19 protein-coding genes and 1 pseudogene are annotated in these 15,564 nt (G+C 36.2%); 9 read left to right on the forward strand and 11 right to left on the reverse strand.

Annotation, left to right across the window (positions count from 1 at the left end; genetic code table 11):
• The 3 genes from CER22_RS28865 to mscL form a co-directional block, all read left to right on the forward strand.
• On the forward strand, positions 1 to 448 hold a 448-nt coding region (locus CER22_RS28865), incomplete at its 5' end, for an RNA-guided endonuclease InsQ/TnpB family protein (protein WP_142293593.1).
• A gap of 154 nt (positions 449 to 602) precedes the next feature.
• Positions 603 to 1,529, forward strand: a complete 927-nt coding sequence (locus CER22_RS28870; protein ID WP_088610258.1) for a Gfo/Idh/MocA family protein — start codon at positions 603 to 605, stop codon at positions 1,527 to 1,529.
• A gap of 128 nt (positions 1,530 to 1,657) precedes the next feature.
• Positions 1,658 to 2,059 carry a large conductance mechanosensitive channel protein MscL gene (gene mscL / locus CER22_RS28875; protein WP_000267007.1) on the forward strand — a complete coding sequence of 134 codons (402 nt, stop codon included), beginning with the start codon at positions 1,658 to 1,660 and terminating at the stop codon, positions 2,057 to 2,059.
• A gap of 48 nt (positions 2,060 to 2,107) precedes the next feature.
• Here mscL and CER22_RS28880 read toward each other — a convergent pair whose 3' ends face one another.
• A complete protein-coding gene (locus CER22_RS28880) occupies positions 2,108 to 2,380 on the reverse strand; it encodes a DUF3917 domain-containing protein (RefSeq protein ID WP_000636592.1) in 273 nt (90 codons plus the stop codon).
• Between the two features lie 148 nt (positions 2,381 to 2,528).
• Here CER22_RS28880 and dhp61 point away from each other — a divergent pair.
• The 3 genes and pseudogenes from dhp61 (at position 2,529) to CER22_RS28895 (ending at position 3,508) form a co-directional block, all read left to right on the forward strand.
• Positions 2,529 to 2,828: pseudogene (gene dhp61 / locus CER22_RS28885) on the forward strand (protein Dhp61).
• A 79-nt stretch (positions 2,829 to 2,907) separates the two neighbouring features.
• Positions 2,908 to 3,144: a DUF3949 domain-containing protein gene (locus CER22_RS28890; protein ID WP_088064585.1), complete on the forward strand. Its 237-nt coding sequence runs from the start codon at positions 2,908 to 2,910 to the stop codon at positions 3,142 to 3,144.
• Between the two features lies 1 nt (position 3,145).
• Complete coding sequence (locus CER22_RS28895; protein ID WP_137012498.1) at positions 3,146 to 3,508, forward strand: DUF4288 domain-containing protein; 363 nt, start codon at positions 3,146 to 3,148, stop codon at positions 3,506 to 3,508.
• Positions 3,509 to 3,542: 34 nt separating this feature from the next.
• Here CER22_RS28895 and ccpA read toward each other — a convergent pair whose 3' ends face one another.
• From ccpA to CER22_RS28920, 4 genes are all read right to left on the reverse strand, one after another.
• The gene (gene ccpA, locus CER22_RS28900; protein ID WP_001103309.1) at positions 3,543 to 4,541 is read right to left on the reverse strand and encodes a catabolite control protein A; all 999 of its coding nucleotides are present in this window, start codon (positions 4,539 to 4,541) and stop codon (positions 3,543 to 3,545) included.
• Positions 4,542 to 5,087: 546 nt separating this feature from the next.
• Positions 5,088 to 6,104 carry a CamS family sex pheromone protein gene (locus CER22_RS28910; protein ID WP_088610259.1) on the reverse strand — a complete coding sequence of 339 codons (1,017 nt, stop codon included), beginning with the start codon at positions 6,102 to 6,104 and terminating at the stop codon, positions 5,088 to 5,090.
• Between the two features lie 117 nt (positions 6,105 to 6,221).
• Entirely contained in the window at positions 6,222 to 6,548 is a 327-nt protein-coding gene (ytxJ, locus tag CER22_RS28915; RefSeq protein WP_046956174.1) for a bacillithiol system redox-active protein YtxJ, read from the reverse strand.
• The gene (locus tag CER22_RS28920; RefSeq protein WP_001197725.1) at positions 6,548 to 7,060 is read right to left on the reverse strand and encodes a DUF948 domain-containing protein; all 513 of its coding nucleotides are present in this window, start codon (positions 7,058 to 7,060) and stop codon (positions 6,548 to 6,550) included. The genes ytxJ and CER22_RS28920 overlap by 1 nt, the downstream gene beginning before the upstream one ends.
• Positions 7,061 to 7,247: 187 nt before the next feature.
• On the opposite strand from CER22_RS28920, the gene CER22_RS28925 reads away from it, so the two are divergent.
• Complete coding sequence (locus tag CER22_RS28925) at positions 7,248 to 8,363, forward strand: aminopeptidase (protein WP_046956172.1); 1,116 nt, start codon at positions 7,248 to 7,250, stop codon at positions 8,361 to 8,363.
• 36 nt (positions 8,364 to 8,399) lie between these two features.
• On the opposite strand, the gene CER22_RS28930 is transcribed toward CER22_RS28925, so the two are convergent.
• The 3 genes from CER22_RS28930 to CER22_RS28940 all read right to left on the reverse strand — a co-directional run bounded on the left by CER22_RS28930 (position 8,400) and on the right by CER22_RS28940 (position 9,918).
• Positions 8,400 to 8,804 carry a PH domain-containing protein gene (locus tag CER22_RS28930; RefSeq protein WP_088610260.1) on the reverse strand — a complete coding sequence of 135 codons (405 nt, stop codon included), beginning with the start codon at positions 8,802 to 8,804 and terminating at the stop codon, positions 8,400 to 8,402.
• A 77-nt stretch (positions 8,805 to 8,881) separates the two neighbouring features.
• Positions 8,882 to 9,373: a GNAT family N-acetyltransferase gene (locus CER22_RS28935; protein WP_088064589.1), complete on the reverse strand. Its 492-nt coding sequence runs from the start codon at positions 9,371 to 9,373 to the stop codon at positions 8,882 to 8,884.
• Positions 9,370 to 9,918: a GNAT family N-acetyltransferase gene (locus CER22_RS28940; RefSeq protein ID WP_088610261.1), complete on the reverse strand. Its 549-nt coding sequence runs from the start codon at positions 9,916 to 9,918 to the stop codon at positions 9,370 to 9,372. Before CER22_RS28940 ends, CER22_RS28935 begins: the two co-directional genes overlap by 4 nt.
• A gap of 145 nt (positions 9,919 to 10,063) precedes the next feature.
• On the opposite strand from CER22_RS28940, the gene CER22_RS28945 reads away from it, so the two are divergent.
• Together CER22_RS28945 and CER22_RS28950 are read left to right on the forward strand one after the other, a co-directional pair.
• The gene (locus CER22_RS28945) at positions 10,064 to 10,408 is read left to right on the forward strand and encodes a PadR family transcriptional regulator (protein WP_088610262.1); all 345 of its coding nucleotides are present in this window, start codon (positions 10,064 to 10,066) and stop codon (positions 10,406 to 10,408) included.
• Positions 10,405 to 11,067, forward strand: coding sequence for an HAAS signaling domain-containing protein (locus CER22_RS28950; RefSeq protein WP_088610263.1), 663 nt, complete (start codon positions 10,405 to 10,407; stop codon positions 11,065 to 11,067). Before CER22_RS28945 ends, CER22_RS28950 begins: the two co-directional genes overlap by 4 nt.
• A 55-nt stretch (positions 11,068 to 11,122) precedes the next feature.
• Here the strand turns inward: CER22_RS28950 and murC are convergent, their stop codons facing one another.
• The 3 genes from murC to CER22_RS28965 form a co-directional block, all read right to left on the reverse strand.
• Positions 11,123 to 12,433 (reverse strand): UDP-N-acetylmuramate--L-alanine ligase, encoded by a 1,311-nt coding sequence (gene murC / locus CER22_RS28955; RefSeq protein WP_000219461.1) that lies wholly within the window; start codon positions 12,431 to 12,433, stop codon positions 11,123 to 11,125.
• A gap of 253 nt (positions 12,434 to 12,686) precedes the next feature.
• Positions 12,687 to 13,805 (reverse strand): nicotinate phosphoribosyltransferase, encoded by a 1,119-nt coding sequence (locus CER22_RS28960; protein WP_000658380.1) that lies wholly within the window; start codon positions 13,803 to 13,805, stop codon positions 12,687 to 12,689.
• Positions 13,806 to 13,866: 61 nt separating this feature from the next.
• The coding region (locus tag CER22_RS28965) for a DNA translocase FtsK (protein WP_088610264.1) at positions 13,867 to 15,564 on the reverse strand (1,698 nt) is incomplete at its 5' end.

Below are 15,564 nucleotides of genomic sequence, written 5' to 3' on the forward strand. Positions count from 1 at the left end.
AAAAATTCAATCTGCCGGATATGAAAAAGCTAAAACTGAGCACCTGCGGTTATCTAGGAAAATTACGAATATCCGAAATAACCATATCCATCAAGCAACAGCTAAATTGGTGAAAACCAAACCAAGGAGAATTGTTGTGGAAGACTTACCTATCTCAAACCTGTTAAAAAACAAAAAACTATCGAAGGCACTTTCCTCTCAAAAATTAAACTTCTTCTTTCAATGTTTGTCATACAAGTGCGAGAAGTACGGCATTGCGTATGTAAAAGCTGATAAATGGTTCGCCTCAAGCAAGATTTGTTCATGTTGCGGAGTAAAATACAACCATTCAGTTCAACCGGAAGGACAGTGGAGTTTAAAAATACGTGAGTGGTGTTGTGTTGGGTGCAATAGCCATCACGATAGGGATGTAAATGCGTCGATAAATTTATCAAGATGGGTAAAATAAATGCTTGATAATAGGAGGTAACGATACTGCCTCGTGTGGAGTGTTATACCCCTCGTCCCTTTGGGGCTGCGAGAACACGATGAAGCACTAACTTGTGTAAATTTGATTGAATTGTATAGATTTAGTTAAGTTTATCGTATCGGTGGGAATAAACATGAATAAACCTAAAATTGGGATGATTGGACTTGGAGGTATTGCGCAAAAGGCCTATCTTCCAACACTTACAAAAGAAACAGATTGGAATTTTGTAGGGGCGTTTACACCTAACGCGGAGAAAAGGAAACAAGTTTGCCACCAATACCGCATTCAAGACTTTCATTCTATTGAAACGTTGGCTTCAGAATGTGATGCAATCTTCGTCCATAGTTCAACTGCTACACATTATGAAATCGTTTCTGAACTTCTGAAAAAAGGAATTGACGTTTATGTTGATAAGCCGCTAGCAGCTACAGTGGAACAAGCTGAGCAACTAGTCGAGTTGAGCGAAAAGCATAACAGAAAGTTAATGGTCGGATTTAATCGCCGATTCGTTCCTATGTATGTTGCTGCAAAAGAGCAAGCTCATAATATTTCATGGGTTCGAATTGAAAAACACCGCACAAATAAAGTGGGGCCATATACGTACGACTTTACTATGTTAGATGATTACTTACATATTGTAGATACTGCTCGCTGGTTAGCTAATGATGATCTTAACGTCGTTCATAATATGATGCAAATAAATGAAAAGAATGAACTTCTTTACGGACATCACACATATACAACGCCAAGTGGACTGTTACTTTCTACCGCAATGCATCGCCACGCCGGTACAAATTTAGAACAAATTGAACTTGTAACGACAGGTAAAATCATTCGCGTAAAAAATATGAACACATTTGAAGTTGAGCAGGAAAATGCAGTTTCTCAGATTGGTTCACCATCATGGGATACGACGTTAAAACAACGTGGTTTTGAAGATGCTGTTCATCATTTTATTGAATGTGTACAAGGAGATACAAAGCCTGTTGTAGATGGATTAGAAGGATTAAAAACGCAGCAGCTGCTGCAATCTCTACTGGAGAATGTAAACAAAAATTAAAACGGATACATTTTTCAGAATTTACTTTCATTCCCATTTCCTCTTTATTTCTCTCACAAATTTCTATAGAATATGTTGATAGGAATTATAAATTTCATATTGAATCGTGGAAAGGATGGGATTAACACATGTGGAACGAGTTTAAAAAATTCGCATTCAAAGGGAATGTAATCGATTTAGCTGTCGGGGTTGTAATCGGTGCTGCATTTGGTAAAATCGTTAGTTCTTTAGTAAAAGATATTATCACACCATTACTTGGTATGGTATTAGGTGGCGTTAACTTTACAGATTTACATTTTGGATATGGTAAATCTGCTGTTATGTATGGTAACTTCATCCAAACTATTTTTGATTTCTTAATTATTGCAGCTTCTATCTTTATGTTCGTTAAAGTGTTCAACAAACTAACATCTAAAAGAGAAGAAGAAGAAAAGACAGAAGAAATTCCAGAACCAACAAAAGAAGAAGTTCTTCTTAGCGAAATTCGCGACTTATTAAAACAACAAAATTCTTCTAAAGATAGAGCATAATTGAACGGATAAAAAGGCATGCCCCTCGGGACATGCCTTTTCTATATTCTATAACGTTTCCGAATTCATATGAATAAATAAAATAATACCTGCAACCATAAGTACCATAATACTACCTGCAAATAGTGTAATACCCATGAACATTAAACTTGTGCTCATGTCCACTGATACACTTTCAATAAAAATAGAAATTACATACGTGATAAGGGCAATTCCTGCAAGAATACTTCCTGGAACAAATCGCTTTAAGCCATTTTGTTTTAACGTCATATATGCAAAAATAGCAGTCATACAAAGCGTAATTATCCAAAGAACGATCATCTCTTCTCCCCCCTCACAAGCCTTTTCTTTCTATTATACATGACATTGCCCTATAATAGTTAAATTTGCACTTATGTGACATATAACAAGGAACAATACCATTTTGTAGCGAAGTCACCAATAGGCCATATACTCGGGAGGATTTCAATTGGAAGATGATATTGTAGGATATTTTAAACAGGTAGAGCGATTCGATTATATTACAATCGACTTAGACACAAAGTTTTTTTTATGTCTAAGTTGTACAATTAGAAACAAATATAACTTTACTAAAATTATCACTTAACTTAGACAAAGATGAAATTATTATTGCTGGCAATGTAAAACAATATAATCCTTCTAGGTTAGAACAGTTAATACAAAGTTTTAAGCGCACTGCACACAAACATGCCTGGAACATAATTTACGAAGTCCTGAAGAACTTTTTGCATTTTGGAAAGAAAATTGACCACCAAAAAAATGGATATTTTTTATATAAATCGATATAATTACCATATATAAATATTCTTTACAAGGGAGTGTTCATAATGATTTGGATTTCACTAATCGTATTAGCCTATTTCATCATTCTCGTCCCAATACAGTACAACTATATTAAGATATTAAAGAAAAAACAGAAAAAAATGAACGTGTCACAAAACGAACTATATGACAACATGTCTTATGAAGAATCCCAAATACACTATCATTATCAAAGCAACGTATTTACAATACCTGCTTCGCTTGTCGCAAGTATTATTTATAAGGTGAAACATGCAGCATAATATGTACGCTGTAAAATTATTATTTGAATCTGTTCATTCTGGTGAGCCTCATCCTACGAAAGTGGATGAGCATTATGAAGAAAATCACGATAAACTTTTTGAAGAAAGTATTATCCTCGTTAAAGCAAACGACCTAGAGGAAGCTCACGAATTAGGCAAAAAAATAGCTATACACTCTGAAGAATCGTACGATAATGTGTACGGTGAACAAGTCACATGGAAGTTTCGAAAAGTGTTACATGTATTTGAATTAAATGATACTTCATTTGAAACAGGAACAGAGTTGTACGCAAGATTTTTACACGTTAAAAAAAATGAAACGGTAGATACAATAGTTAAAACATACTACCCTGAATACGAATAAAAGCTCACAGCAATTGCTGTGAGCTTTTTTATACTTATTTCGTTGAATCTCTAAATTGGATACGGTGAGGTAAGATAACAGTGTGATCTTCCACTTTTTCTTTGTTCATATACTTTGTTAATAGACGCATTGCTACTGCACCGATATCATACATTGGTTGTACAACTGTTGAAAGTTGCGGACGAACCATTAATGCAAGGCGTGTATTATCGAAACCAAGTACTTCTACATCAGTTGGTACGTTTAATCCAGCGTCTTGTGCTGCATGGATTACACCTAGTGCCATTTCGTCAGAAGATACGAAGATTGCTGTTGGCTTTTCATCACTGCTCCAAAGCTTTTCGAATGCTTCGATACCTGAATCATATGTGTAATCTCCATCGATTATAAGATTTTCATCATATGAAATACCTGCTTCTTCTAAAGCTTTTTTATAACCTTGTAACTTCTTCGCGCTTCCCGCTTTATTAATGAAAGGACCAGAGACGAAACCGATACGCGTATGCCCTTGCTCAATAAAGTGCTTCATTGCGTCGTAAGCTGCTTGCGTATAATCAATATTTACTGATGGCGTTTCATTTTGCTCATCAAATGACGCTGCTAATACGATTGGTACTGGAGACTTTTTGAATTCTTCAATGTGAATGTCTGTAATATCTTCACCCATGAAAACAATTCCGTCCACTTGTTTTCCAAGCATCGTATTTAATAAATGGAACTCTTTCTCTTTGTTTTGGTCAGAGTTACTTAAAATGATGTTATATTTGTACATTGTTGCGATATCTTCAATTCCACGAGCAAGTTCTGCATAAAACGTATTTGAGATATCAGGAATAATAACACCTACTGTAGTTGTCTTCTTACTTGCTAGTCCACGTGCTACCGCATTTGGGCGGTACCCTAAACGATCAATCGCTTCTAATACTTTCTTTCTTGTTGTAGGCTTTACATTTGGATTACCGTTCACTACACGAGATACGGTAGCCATTGAAACGTTTGCTTCACGCGCTACATCATAAATTGTTACGTTCATCTCATCGCACACTCCTTCTATTTTTGTTATCTATTTTTATGTATCGGTTACTTGAATGAAAAAAAGACATCAACTCTATTTGCAGATGCCACCAATCGTCCCGAGTTCTTCCTTTTACTAATGATACGATAAAAACGCAGGCTCATACAATATTTTCCCGCAAAAGTTTCGAAAAAATTCGCTTCTTTTCTCGTATTTTCGTATTTTTTATGAAAAAAAGGGCATTTTTTGTAAAAAAATAGATATCCCATGAGTACAAACTGTATATTAAACCGTACGTTAGTAAATGAAATTTATATCGGCGATTTATATATATCGACTTACCGACAGAAACCGACAATGATATTCATTTGATGCGCGCTGGATCTGGGCTGGCAATAGAAGGTCACATCACCCTGTAGAATGCGTTATATCGGCAACGACAGGTAAATGTGTTGCTTTCTTTAAAATCGGCGCAGCGGATATAGGAAGCGTATTACGCGGCGCTCCTTCCCATCGTACCTTTTCACTTACAATAAAAAAAGACAGTTTAAACACTGTCTTTTTTTATAAGAAGGAAACAAACGGTTTTTCGCTGTTTTTCTCTTTTATAATAATTGCCTCAATTTTACTCTCGGACTTTATCTGCAATTGTACTTTCGCATCTTTAGGTAATTTTTCTAACATACTTTGAGCAGCCATTTGAGTAAGAGCCATTAATTCTGTTTTACCGTTATATTTAATAACGATATTCATATTTAATGTATCCATCTGATTTTTCTTGTAAGAAACTTTAGCATTTACTGGGATAAAATCTGCCGGAGAAAAACCTTTCATCGCATCAGCAAATTCAGTTATTTTTGTATTATCTTCTCCATGTGCTTGTTTAAATTCATCAGAAGGATATGAATATGCTTGTTCATCGATCGTACTCCAATTTCCAAGGTTCGTATCATTCTTTTGAACGGTAGCACTAGCAATATACGTCCCATTTTTTAAAGAACTTGTACTTTCTTGCTTAAAGATAGCAAACGTAATTGGAGACTTATTATACTTGTCATTTTTATTAATCGCTTCAATAAGTTGCTTGGCAACTTCAGTACCCTTAGACATAGCTTCTTCATTCGATACACTTGAAGACATGGCTAACCCGATCACAACGCCAGATAAACTTAATTCATTTGAATTCTGCTTCCCGAAATAGTCTTGTTCTATAATATTTGTCAAAACGGGTGCTTTTACTTTTGCGACTAGTTCATCAACTAACTTCTCCGGAATATACTGATTTAATTGTAGTACATGATTTTCTGTATCAAATTGCTCTTTTGCAATATTCATTAAACCATTTTCATACTCTGCTAAATCTAATTTAGAATTTGTTGTTATATTAGCTGTATTGATAACCTTTTGTTCTTTTAAAGGAATTACAGTTCTATAATAATCTTTAGAAACAGCAGTTCTCGGAATCATGCTTTTTTCTTTCGTATCCTTCTGTATAACTTCATCCTTCTTACTAATCGTATCATTACTACAAGCTCCTAGTAATAAACTTACGACCGCGAAGGATAATGCCATTTTCTTCATTACTTAAAACCTACTTTCAACAATCTAATTATTTAATTTGAACTAATAACAGTGTACCATTAAATATATTTCAACAAAAACAAAAAAAAGAAGCAAGCACCTTTCGCTTGCTTCTTTTTACTTAATATTCTCTTCTAAAGCGTCTTTTTTAATGTTCCAATGAGACGTATTCCATACTACCATCCCATCTTTTATGTATAACACTTGCGGAGATTCATGTTTAATGCTGTACTGTTCTGCAACACGATTCGAAACATCTCTCGCATCTTGTACGTATAAGTAATACGCTGGTACTGCTCTTTCTTCACTACAATACGCTTGAAATTCTGTATATGCACCGTGACTAATCGGGCATGTCGTACTATGTTTAAAAAGAACATAAGGCTCGTTTTTTTCTACTAATACTTCAAGTTCTTCAATTGCTTCAATTTTTGTCATATTCATCACGATTCACCTCTCATACGAAGTCTAGAGCGCTTTTCTTTCTTTTCAGCTTTTTTCTCAAGTCTTTCTAATTTACGCTCTTCTTTTTCAACCTTTTTCTCTTGTCTTGTCGCACGATAATGATTGTATACTTCAATTGCTGCGCTACTCCACTGTACAACTTGCGCTACTTTATCGGCATTATTTTCAATTTCGTCCGTAACAGAATCTGATACATTACGAAGTTTCGTATTTAAAGAATGGATTGTCGTTCCAATTCCATCTACACCCGATACTACTTTATTTAATGATTGTGACTTCTGTTGAATGTCATCAGCTAACGCATTTGTTTTATGTAATAATTGCTCCGTCTCTACGCTAATCCCTTGCATTTGCTTTTCTAAACCTTCTAACGTGCTTGCAACGTTTTCTAACGTCTTTTGAACCGATAACAACGTTCTGCATACATATACTACTAATACAGCGAAAGCAACCGCGATAATAGCCGCACTTACATATAAAAGAACTTGCATTTCATCACTTCCTTTATCTTTTTCATACTTTCCCCTATTATACAATCATTTTCCGTTTCGTTCTAATCCCTATCTTTTCATTAGAATTTTCATACTTATTCGTTAACTTTAACATAAATGATTCAACAAATTCCACTAAGTAGGTTACAATAGGAGAGGATACATAATTAGTAGGGAGGCTTTACATATGAAAGATCCACGCATTGAAAAGTTAGCATACAATTTAATTAACTACTCTATCCGCTTACAAAAAGGCGAAAAAGTATTAATTGAAAACTTTGGCTTACAAAAAGAACTTGTAACTGCACTTGTAAAAGAAGCATATGCAGCTGGTGGTTTCCCATTCGTTTCTTTAAAAGATCATCAAGTAGATCGCTCTTTATTAATGGGTGCTACTGAAGAACATTTTGAACAAATCGCTGCATATGAAGCAAGCGTAATGAAAGATATGGACGCTTATATCGGTCTTCGCTCTGGCGATAACATTAACGAACAAGCTGACGTGCCAAGTGAAAGAATGCAAATTCACGGTCAAACAGTTGGTAAGAAAGTTCATAGAGACATCCGCGTTCCGAAAACGCGCTGGGTTGTTCTTCGCTACCCAAATGCTTCTATGGCGCAGCTTGCTAAAATGAGCACAGAAGCTTTCGAAGACTTCTACTTCGAAGTTTGTAACTTAGACTACGGTAAAATGGATAAGGCGATGGATAGCCTTGTTACATTAATGAATAAAACTGATAAAGTTCGCCTAACTGGCCCTGGAACTGACTTAACATTCTCTATTAAAGATATTCCAGCTATTAAATGTTCAGGTCATTTAAACATTCCAGACGGTGAAGTATACTCTGCACCAGTTCGCGATTCTGTTAATGGTACAGTTTCTTACAACACACCATCTCCTTACAACGGTTATACATTTGAAAATGTACAACTTAAATTTGAGAACGGTCAAATCGTTGAAGCAACTGCAAACGATACAGAGCGCATTAACAAAATCTTCGATACAGACGAAGGCGCACGCTTCGTTGGTGAGTTCGCAATTGGCGTAAACCCATACATCTTACATCCAATGGGAGACATCCTATTCGATGAAAAAATCGATGGCAGCTTCCACTTTACACCTGGACAAGCTTACGAAGATGCATGGAACGGTAACAACTCGAACATTCACTGGGATCTAGTATGCATCCAACGCCCTGAATACGGCGGCGGCGAAATTTACTTCGACGACGTACTAATCCGTAAAGACGGACGCTTCGTTGTATCTGAACTAGAAGCTTTAAATCCAGAGAACTTAAAATAATAAATAAAAACGCTCGGAATTTTCTCCGAGCGTTTTTCATTTATTACCTACCATTTCTATTTTCACATGTGGACTCTCTTTTTCTACAAGCGATAAAAACTGCTCCATATGTTGCGGCATCGCAACCATATGTACTTTGTATGTATTCGTCGTAATTTCAAGGGATTTCCCAACTTGACGAATGATTCGTATCTCTTTCAATACGATATCGTCATTTAAAATACCGTACTTTAATACCCCATTTTCTACTTTGTGCTTTTTAATAAATACTTCCCAAACGAGTGGTACATTTACAAGGAAACATAAACCCATTCCAATTAACGCTGACATCCACTGCTCTTTATTTGAGATAATCATGACAAGTGGATATACGAACATAAAAACTAACGTGAGACAAACGAAAATTACTACCGATTTACTTCTTTGAATCGGAATGTTCATACACGCACCCCCTACCCCAAATTATACCACTTTTTCCATTTTAGTTCATAAAAAAAGGCCATTTCTACATGACCTTCTTAAACAATATATCTATAGAATTTCTTATCCACCTGTAACACTGGAAAACTTTTTGGCAAATCTTCTATATCCACACTTTGAAAACCATTCTTTTCATAAAAGCGATGTGCTGCTAAAAATTTCACTGTCGTTCCTAAGTAAATATCTTTCAGCTTTTTATTCTCAGCCCACGAAATTGCTGTTTGGAGCAACTTATGTGATGCGCCCCATTCTTTTCCGCGAAATTCTTTTTTTACGAACATTTTTCTTAGCGCTACTTGCTGATTCTCAATATCTAATAAAGCTACTGTTCCAACTACTTTATCATCATAAGTTGCTACCCAAAAGTTTCCATGATTCCTTTGATAAAATGTTTCTATTTCAAGCAGGTCTGGCTGCTCTTCTTTCGTAATGGGGACATTGTACTCTTTTTGCTGAATATGCACGATAAGATCTACTACTTCATCTTGAAACGTACTTTCATACGGAATAATGCGTATCTTCTCGTTCATCGAATCTCCTTCCACTCTGAAGCTAGTAAACTATATACAGCGATATCGTGAAAATGATCATATAGCCATTCATCATCTCTTAAAATACCATCTAACTTAAAACCTAAACGCTCTGGAATAGCGCGGCTTTTCACATTTTCAACACCGCATCTAATTTCCACTTTATTTAATTTTAAATTCTCAAATGCATATTGAAGTACAGCCTTCACGCTACGCGTCATAATACCTTTCCCGCCAGCATCTTCTGCCAGGTAATATCCGAGACTGGCCGCTTTCTTCCCCCAACTTACCGGATGAATGCCTACCATCCCAACGAGCTTTCCTTTATAACGTATGCCACTTTCAAAACCGTCTCCCTCTGCAAACTTCTTTAACCACATCGGACAAATCTCATCATACGCACCAGCTGATTTCATCCCATCTACCCAAGGAAGCCATCTTCGTAAATGATTACGGTTTTGGTCTATTAATTGATATAGTTCCTCTTTATGATGCTTCTCTAATAACTGTAATTCGATTTCATCGTCTACTCGAAGTGTGAACATGTTTTTTAGCTCCCTTTTAGTTTTCTTATTATTCTAACACTTACAGATATAAATTGTTAAATATTCACACTTTATTTTAAATTATATATATGAACACCCACTATATATGATTGGTATCTAGATATGAGTCATATATAGTTAAAATATGAAAAAAAATGATAATTTTATAATTCAATTACGTAAAGGTGTTTTTGATCTCGCTATTTTGTCTTTAATAAGTAAACAACCTATGTACGGATACGAAATTACAAGTGCATTACAAGATATCCCTGTGTTTCATATCCCAAACGGTTCGATTTACCCCATATTAAATCGAATCACGAAAAACAATTGGGCTATTTCCTATTGGGAAGAGTCCGGTGATGGCCCAAAAAGAAAATACTATCGAATTACAGACGAAGGGAGAGAAATTTTAAATAGTCGCTTACATGATTATGATGCAGTGTATCATGCTCTAATGTTACTAGCTAAAGGAGAGGATAAAAAATGAATAAAGAACAATTCTTTTCAAATGAACTCATTACTTCTTTCTTACACGATCTTCATAAAGGTTTAATGAACCTACCTACGTCAGCAAGAGAACAACATGTGCTAGAGATCAAATCGGATTTATATGAAAATGCATTAAGTAAAGAAAGTGAAGGGATGCCATTAGAAATCATCCCTTCACAAGTGATTGAAGAATTTCTTCCTCCAAAAGAATTAGCAAAGGAAATTGCCGGAGAATATACAGACGTTATTCAAGATGCACAGCAATCTACAAATACATTTATTAAATACTTTACAGGGCTATCTGTTGCTCCACTCGTTGCTTTATCAGTACCTATCGCACTTGGCTTTATAAATATTTCAGCTAATTTACCATTTTTATTAGCCTTTATCGTAAGCAATATTTGGTTCATCTGTAGAGAAAACCATTGGAATACAAAGCAATTAAAATTTTTAAAAACAATGATTTCCTTTAGTACTAGCGTTTTAATTGCACTTCCGTTTGCATTCTTCGCGATTCGAATTATGATAACAAAACAATTCGATATATTTTCATTCTATTATTTAATCGGATATGTACTTTTTAGTTCACTATATATCTTTTTATTAAAACAACTATACAAAAAGAATAAACAATATCAACAGATTAACGCTTTTTAAAATATATCGAACACAACAAAAAAAGACGCACAGCCACAGCTATGCGTCTTTTCTATTACTTCTCTGCAACTTGAACTTCTTTTACGTAAGCTGCTTCGAATTTTTGGATGTCTCCTGCGCCCATGAAAATTAGAACGCCGTTTTTATGTTTCTTTAATACATCCGTTGTTGTATCTGTAATTAGTTCTGCACCGTCAATACGCTTTTGCAGATCTTCGATTGTTAATTCACCTTTGTTTTCGCGCGCTGATCCGAAAATATCACATAAGTATACTTGGTCAGCTTTGCTTAAGCTTTCAGCGAACTCATCTAAGAACTTTTCTGTACGTGAGAATGTATGCGGCTGGAATACAGCGACAACTTCACGCTCTGGATGTTTTTGACGAGCTGCTTCAATCGTTGCATTAATTTCTGTCGGATGGTGTGCGTAGTCATCGATAATAACTTGCTCTCCCATTGGCTTTTCATTAAAGCGACGTTTTACGCCTTCAAAAGTTGTTAACTGATGCTTAACTGCTTCTACATCAACGTTTTCATAATGGCAAAGCGCGATTACTGCTAATGCATTTAATACGCTGTGGTTGCCGTATCCTGTAATTTTGAACGTGTCATAGTACGTATTACGAACGAATACATCGAAAATAGTACCATCTGTTCTCTTTTGAATGTTACGTGCTTGGAAATCATTATCTTCTCCAAATCCATAGAAAATAACAGGTACTTTCGCTTGAATTTTTTGAAGTTCTTCATCATCCCCACATGCAATAATACCTTTTTTCACTTGCAATGCCATCTCTTGGAATGCATTGAATACATCATTGATATCTGAGAAATAATCTGGATGATCAAAATCAATGTTTGTCATAATTGCATAGTCTGGATTGTAAGACAAGAAATGACGACGATACTCACAAGCTTCAAATACAAAATACTTACTATTTTCTACCCCATGCCCTGTTCCATCTCCAATGAGGTAAGATGTAGGGTGTGCACCTTGCATTACATGGGCTAACAAACCAGTTGTTGATGTTTTTCCATGTGCACCAGTTACAGCAACACTTGTGTATTGGTTCATAAGATCACCTAAGAAGTGATGGTAACGATGTACTGGGATGTTTAATTCTTTTGCTGCTACAATTTCTTCATGCGTATCAGGAAATGCATTTCCTGCAATAATCACTTGTCCTTCTTTTACATTATTTTTATCAAAAGGAAGGATCGAGATATTACGCTTTTCCAACGCTGTTTGTGTAAAGAAACGCTTTTCATAATCAGACCCTTGAACAGTATGCTTCATGTCATGAAGAATTTGAGCTAATGAACTCATTCCTGTTCCTTTAATTCCTACAAAATGGTAAACTGTCATCTTAAAGAACCTCCAACATTTCGAACTAATACAACGGCCTATCTATAAGACAGTATATGAATCTTTTCTTATTTTGGTAATCATCATACATTTTTGATGTAGTGAAGTTATTCTTTCCCTTCACTTATCAGGATAAACTCGTACGTACTTCTTTTTTATGTCCATAACAAATCCATTATAGCAAAAAAGAAGCCGCTATACTATGATAACAGAAAAACTGATAGGGTCAATCACCTATCAGTTTTTCTCTCTATTACATATCTTCTCTTTTTTCTAATTGAACACGCTCTAGACGTGGGTTTGGACGATATTTACGACCAGCTTTCGCTTCTGGTTTTCCATTTAATTCTACGTTATCACCAGTAAAGCCAATATTCATTTTTAATAAGCTACTTCCTACTCCGTATATATCAACAGGTACGTTTTGAGCTTCAAATTCACGAATACGCTTCTCATCAAATCCACCAGTTACAACGATGTCTACATGCTGGAATCCTTCTTCATCAAGTGCTTTACGAAGTGCGAATACAAGCGATGGGTTTACACCACGTGGATCGAATGTTCCAAGTACTTCTGGGTGGCGAATGAAGTATTGATCAATCATCGTGCGCGACGTATCTACACGTACACCTTTTAATGTTGATCCAAATTCACGCGCTACGCGAAGTGCATCTGTAATGACATCATTATTGTAATCAATTAATACAACTAATTCATCTTCTGGGAATTTCTTATGATATGCTTTTGCCGCTTCCACAACATCACCATTAAACATTTGAATTAATGCGTGAGGCATTGTCCCCATACCACTTCTACCCCACCATTCATTCATCGCATGCGTCGCTTGTGCGCTCATACCCCCGATGTATGCTGCATAACCGTCACCAGCTTGTTGCGTATAATGATCGTCACGATCTCCCATGAAAATAACTGGTTTTTCTTTATCTACGCTACGCGCAGCTTGGACAACGTTATATACGTTTGTCGCAACTGATGTACGACGGGCTAAAATCCCATCAATGACACCTTCTAAAAATCCGAAATTTTCATAAGGACCATGAATTGTTAACACTGTTTCAAACGGACTAATATTATCGCCATCTTTTAAAGAGTTAATTTCAAGTTCCTCAGGATTTTTGGCGAATGTTTGTAGCAAAGCAATCACTTCATCTGTTCCGCAAAGAACTGCATTTTCCTTTTGGAAAAATTGCATCGTCACAACACTTTTCGGGCGAAATTCTTCAATGATTTCTCTAGTCTTTAAAAAGTAAACGGCAGAGAACCAACCTTCTCCAACACGTTCGTCAAATTTAAATGTTCTATTTGTTAGTCTATTTATTTCACCTTTTAATTTTAATTCAATTTCTTTCATGTCGCTTTACTCCCTACTTTACTATCCAACATTTTCTATTAGTATACAGCAAAACCGTTTACTATACATTTGTTTCCTGCATAGCAGCGAATTCATCCTCAGAAATAAGGACATCTCTCGGTTTCGTTCCTCTTCCTTCAGAAATAATCCCTTGCGATTCCATCTCTTCAATGAGACGTGCCGCGCGATTATAACCGATGCGGAATTTTCGCTGTACAGAAGATGTGGACGCTCCCCCTTGTTCTACAACAAATTGACATGCATCAAAGAACAATTCGTCTTCCGACTCAGCTTGTTCTGTTTTCGCTAATAAATCCTCTTGCTTAAATAAGTAATTCGGCTTCATTTGCTTTCTCACATGATCAACTGTTTTCTCAATCTCATCATCCGATACATATACACCTTGTACACGAACTGGTTTAGACGTACCGTTTCCTAAAAATAGCATATCACCACGGCCAAGTAATTTCTCCGCGCCCCCAATATCAATAATCGTACGCGAATCAACTTGAGATGATACAGTAAACGCAATACGCGTTGGAATGTTTGACTTAATTAAACCTGTAATAACATCTACAGACGGACGCTGCGTTGCTACTAATAAATGAATACCACAAGCACGTGCTTTTTGCGCAATACGACAAATCGCTTCCTCAACATCACCAGGTGCTACCATCATTAAATCGGCTAACTCGTCAATGACAATAACGATATAAGGTAATGTCTCTCCTGGAATTTCTCGCCCACTTACAATCGTATTATAACGAGTTAAATCACGAGCACCAGCGTGCGCAAACAATTCATAACGACGCTCCATTTCTTCAACCGCCCACTTTAATGCAGCTGTCGCTGCTTTTACATCCGTAATAACAGGTGCTACAAGATGCGGAACAGAATTGTATGGTGCAAGCTCAACCATCTTCGGATCGATTAACATTAACTTCACTTCATGCGGTTTCGCTTTATATAAAATGCTCGTTAAAATTGCGTTAATGCACACACTTTTACCAGAACCCGTTGCACCCGCAATAAGTCCATGTGGCATTTTTCGAATATCCGTTACAATTGGATCGCCTGAAATATCAAGTCCTAGCGCAACTGTAAGCGGTGATTCGCTCTTTGTAAACACAGGACTTCTTAAAATTTCACGAAGGAATACTGGCTTACTTTCTTTATTTGGAACTTCGATTCCAATCGCACTCTTCCCTGGAATCGGTGCTTCAATACGAATATCTTTCGCTGCTAAACTCAGTTTAATATCATCACTTAAGTTTGTAATTTTATTTACTTTCACACCTGGGTCTGGCTGTACTTCAAAACGAGTTACCGCTGGACCTTGCGATACGTTAATAACATGTGCACCAACGTGGAAATTATTAAATGTTGTATCTAATAATTCTTTCTGTTCATCCAACCATTCCGTATTATCTAAAGCTGCCTGCTGCGGAATTGACAACAATGTTAATGGCGGAATTGCATATGTCGGTGGTGTTTGCAATACATTTCGCATATCGTTCTCTCTTTGATTTACAACATATGCTTTCTCTTGTACTTCCGTACTTGAAGTTGGCTTTTGTACTTGCTCTACCACCACTTGTTGCACTGGACGTTCTTCCACTTGTGATTCCACCACTACTTGCTGCATTGGTTTCTCTTCCGCTTGTGGTTCTACTACTACTTGTTGCACTGGGTGTTCTTCCACTCGTGATTCTACCACTACTTGCTGCATTGGTTTCTCTTCCACTTGTGGTTCTACTGC

Source organism: Bacillus sp. K2I17 (assembly GCF_002209985.1).
In the GTDB taxonomy this organism is placed as follows: Bacteria; Bacillota; Bacilli; order Bacillales; family Bacillaceae_G; genus Bacillus_A; species Bacillus_A wiedmannii.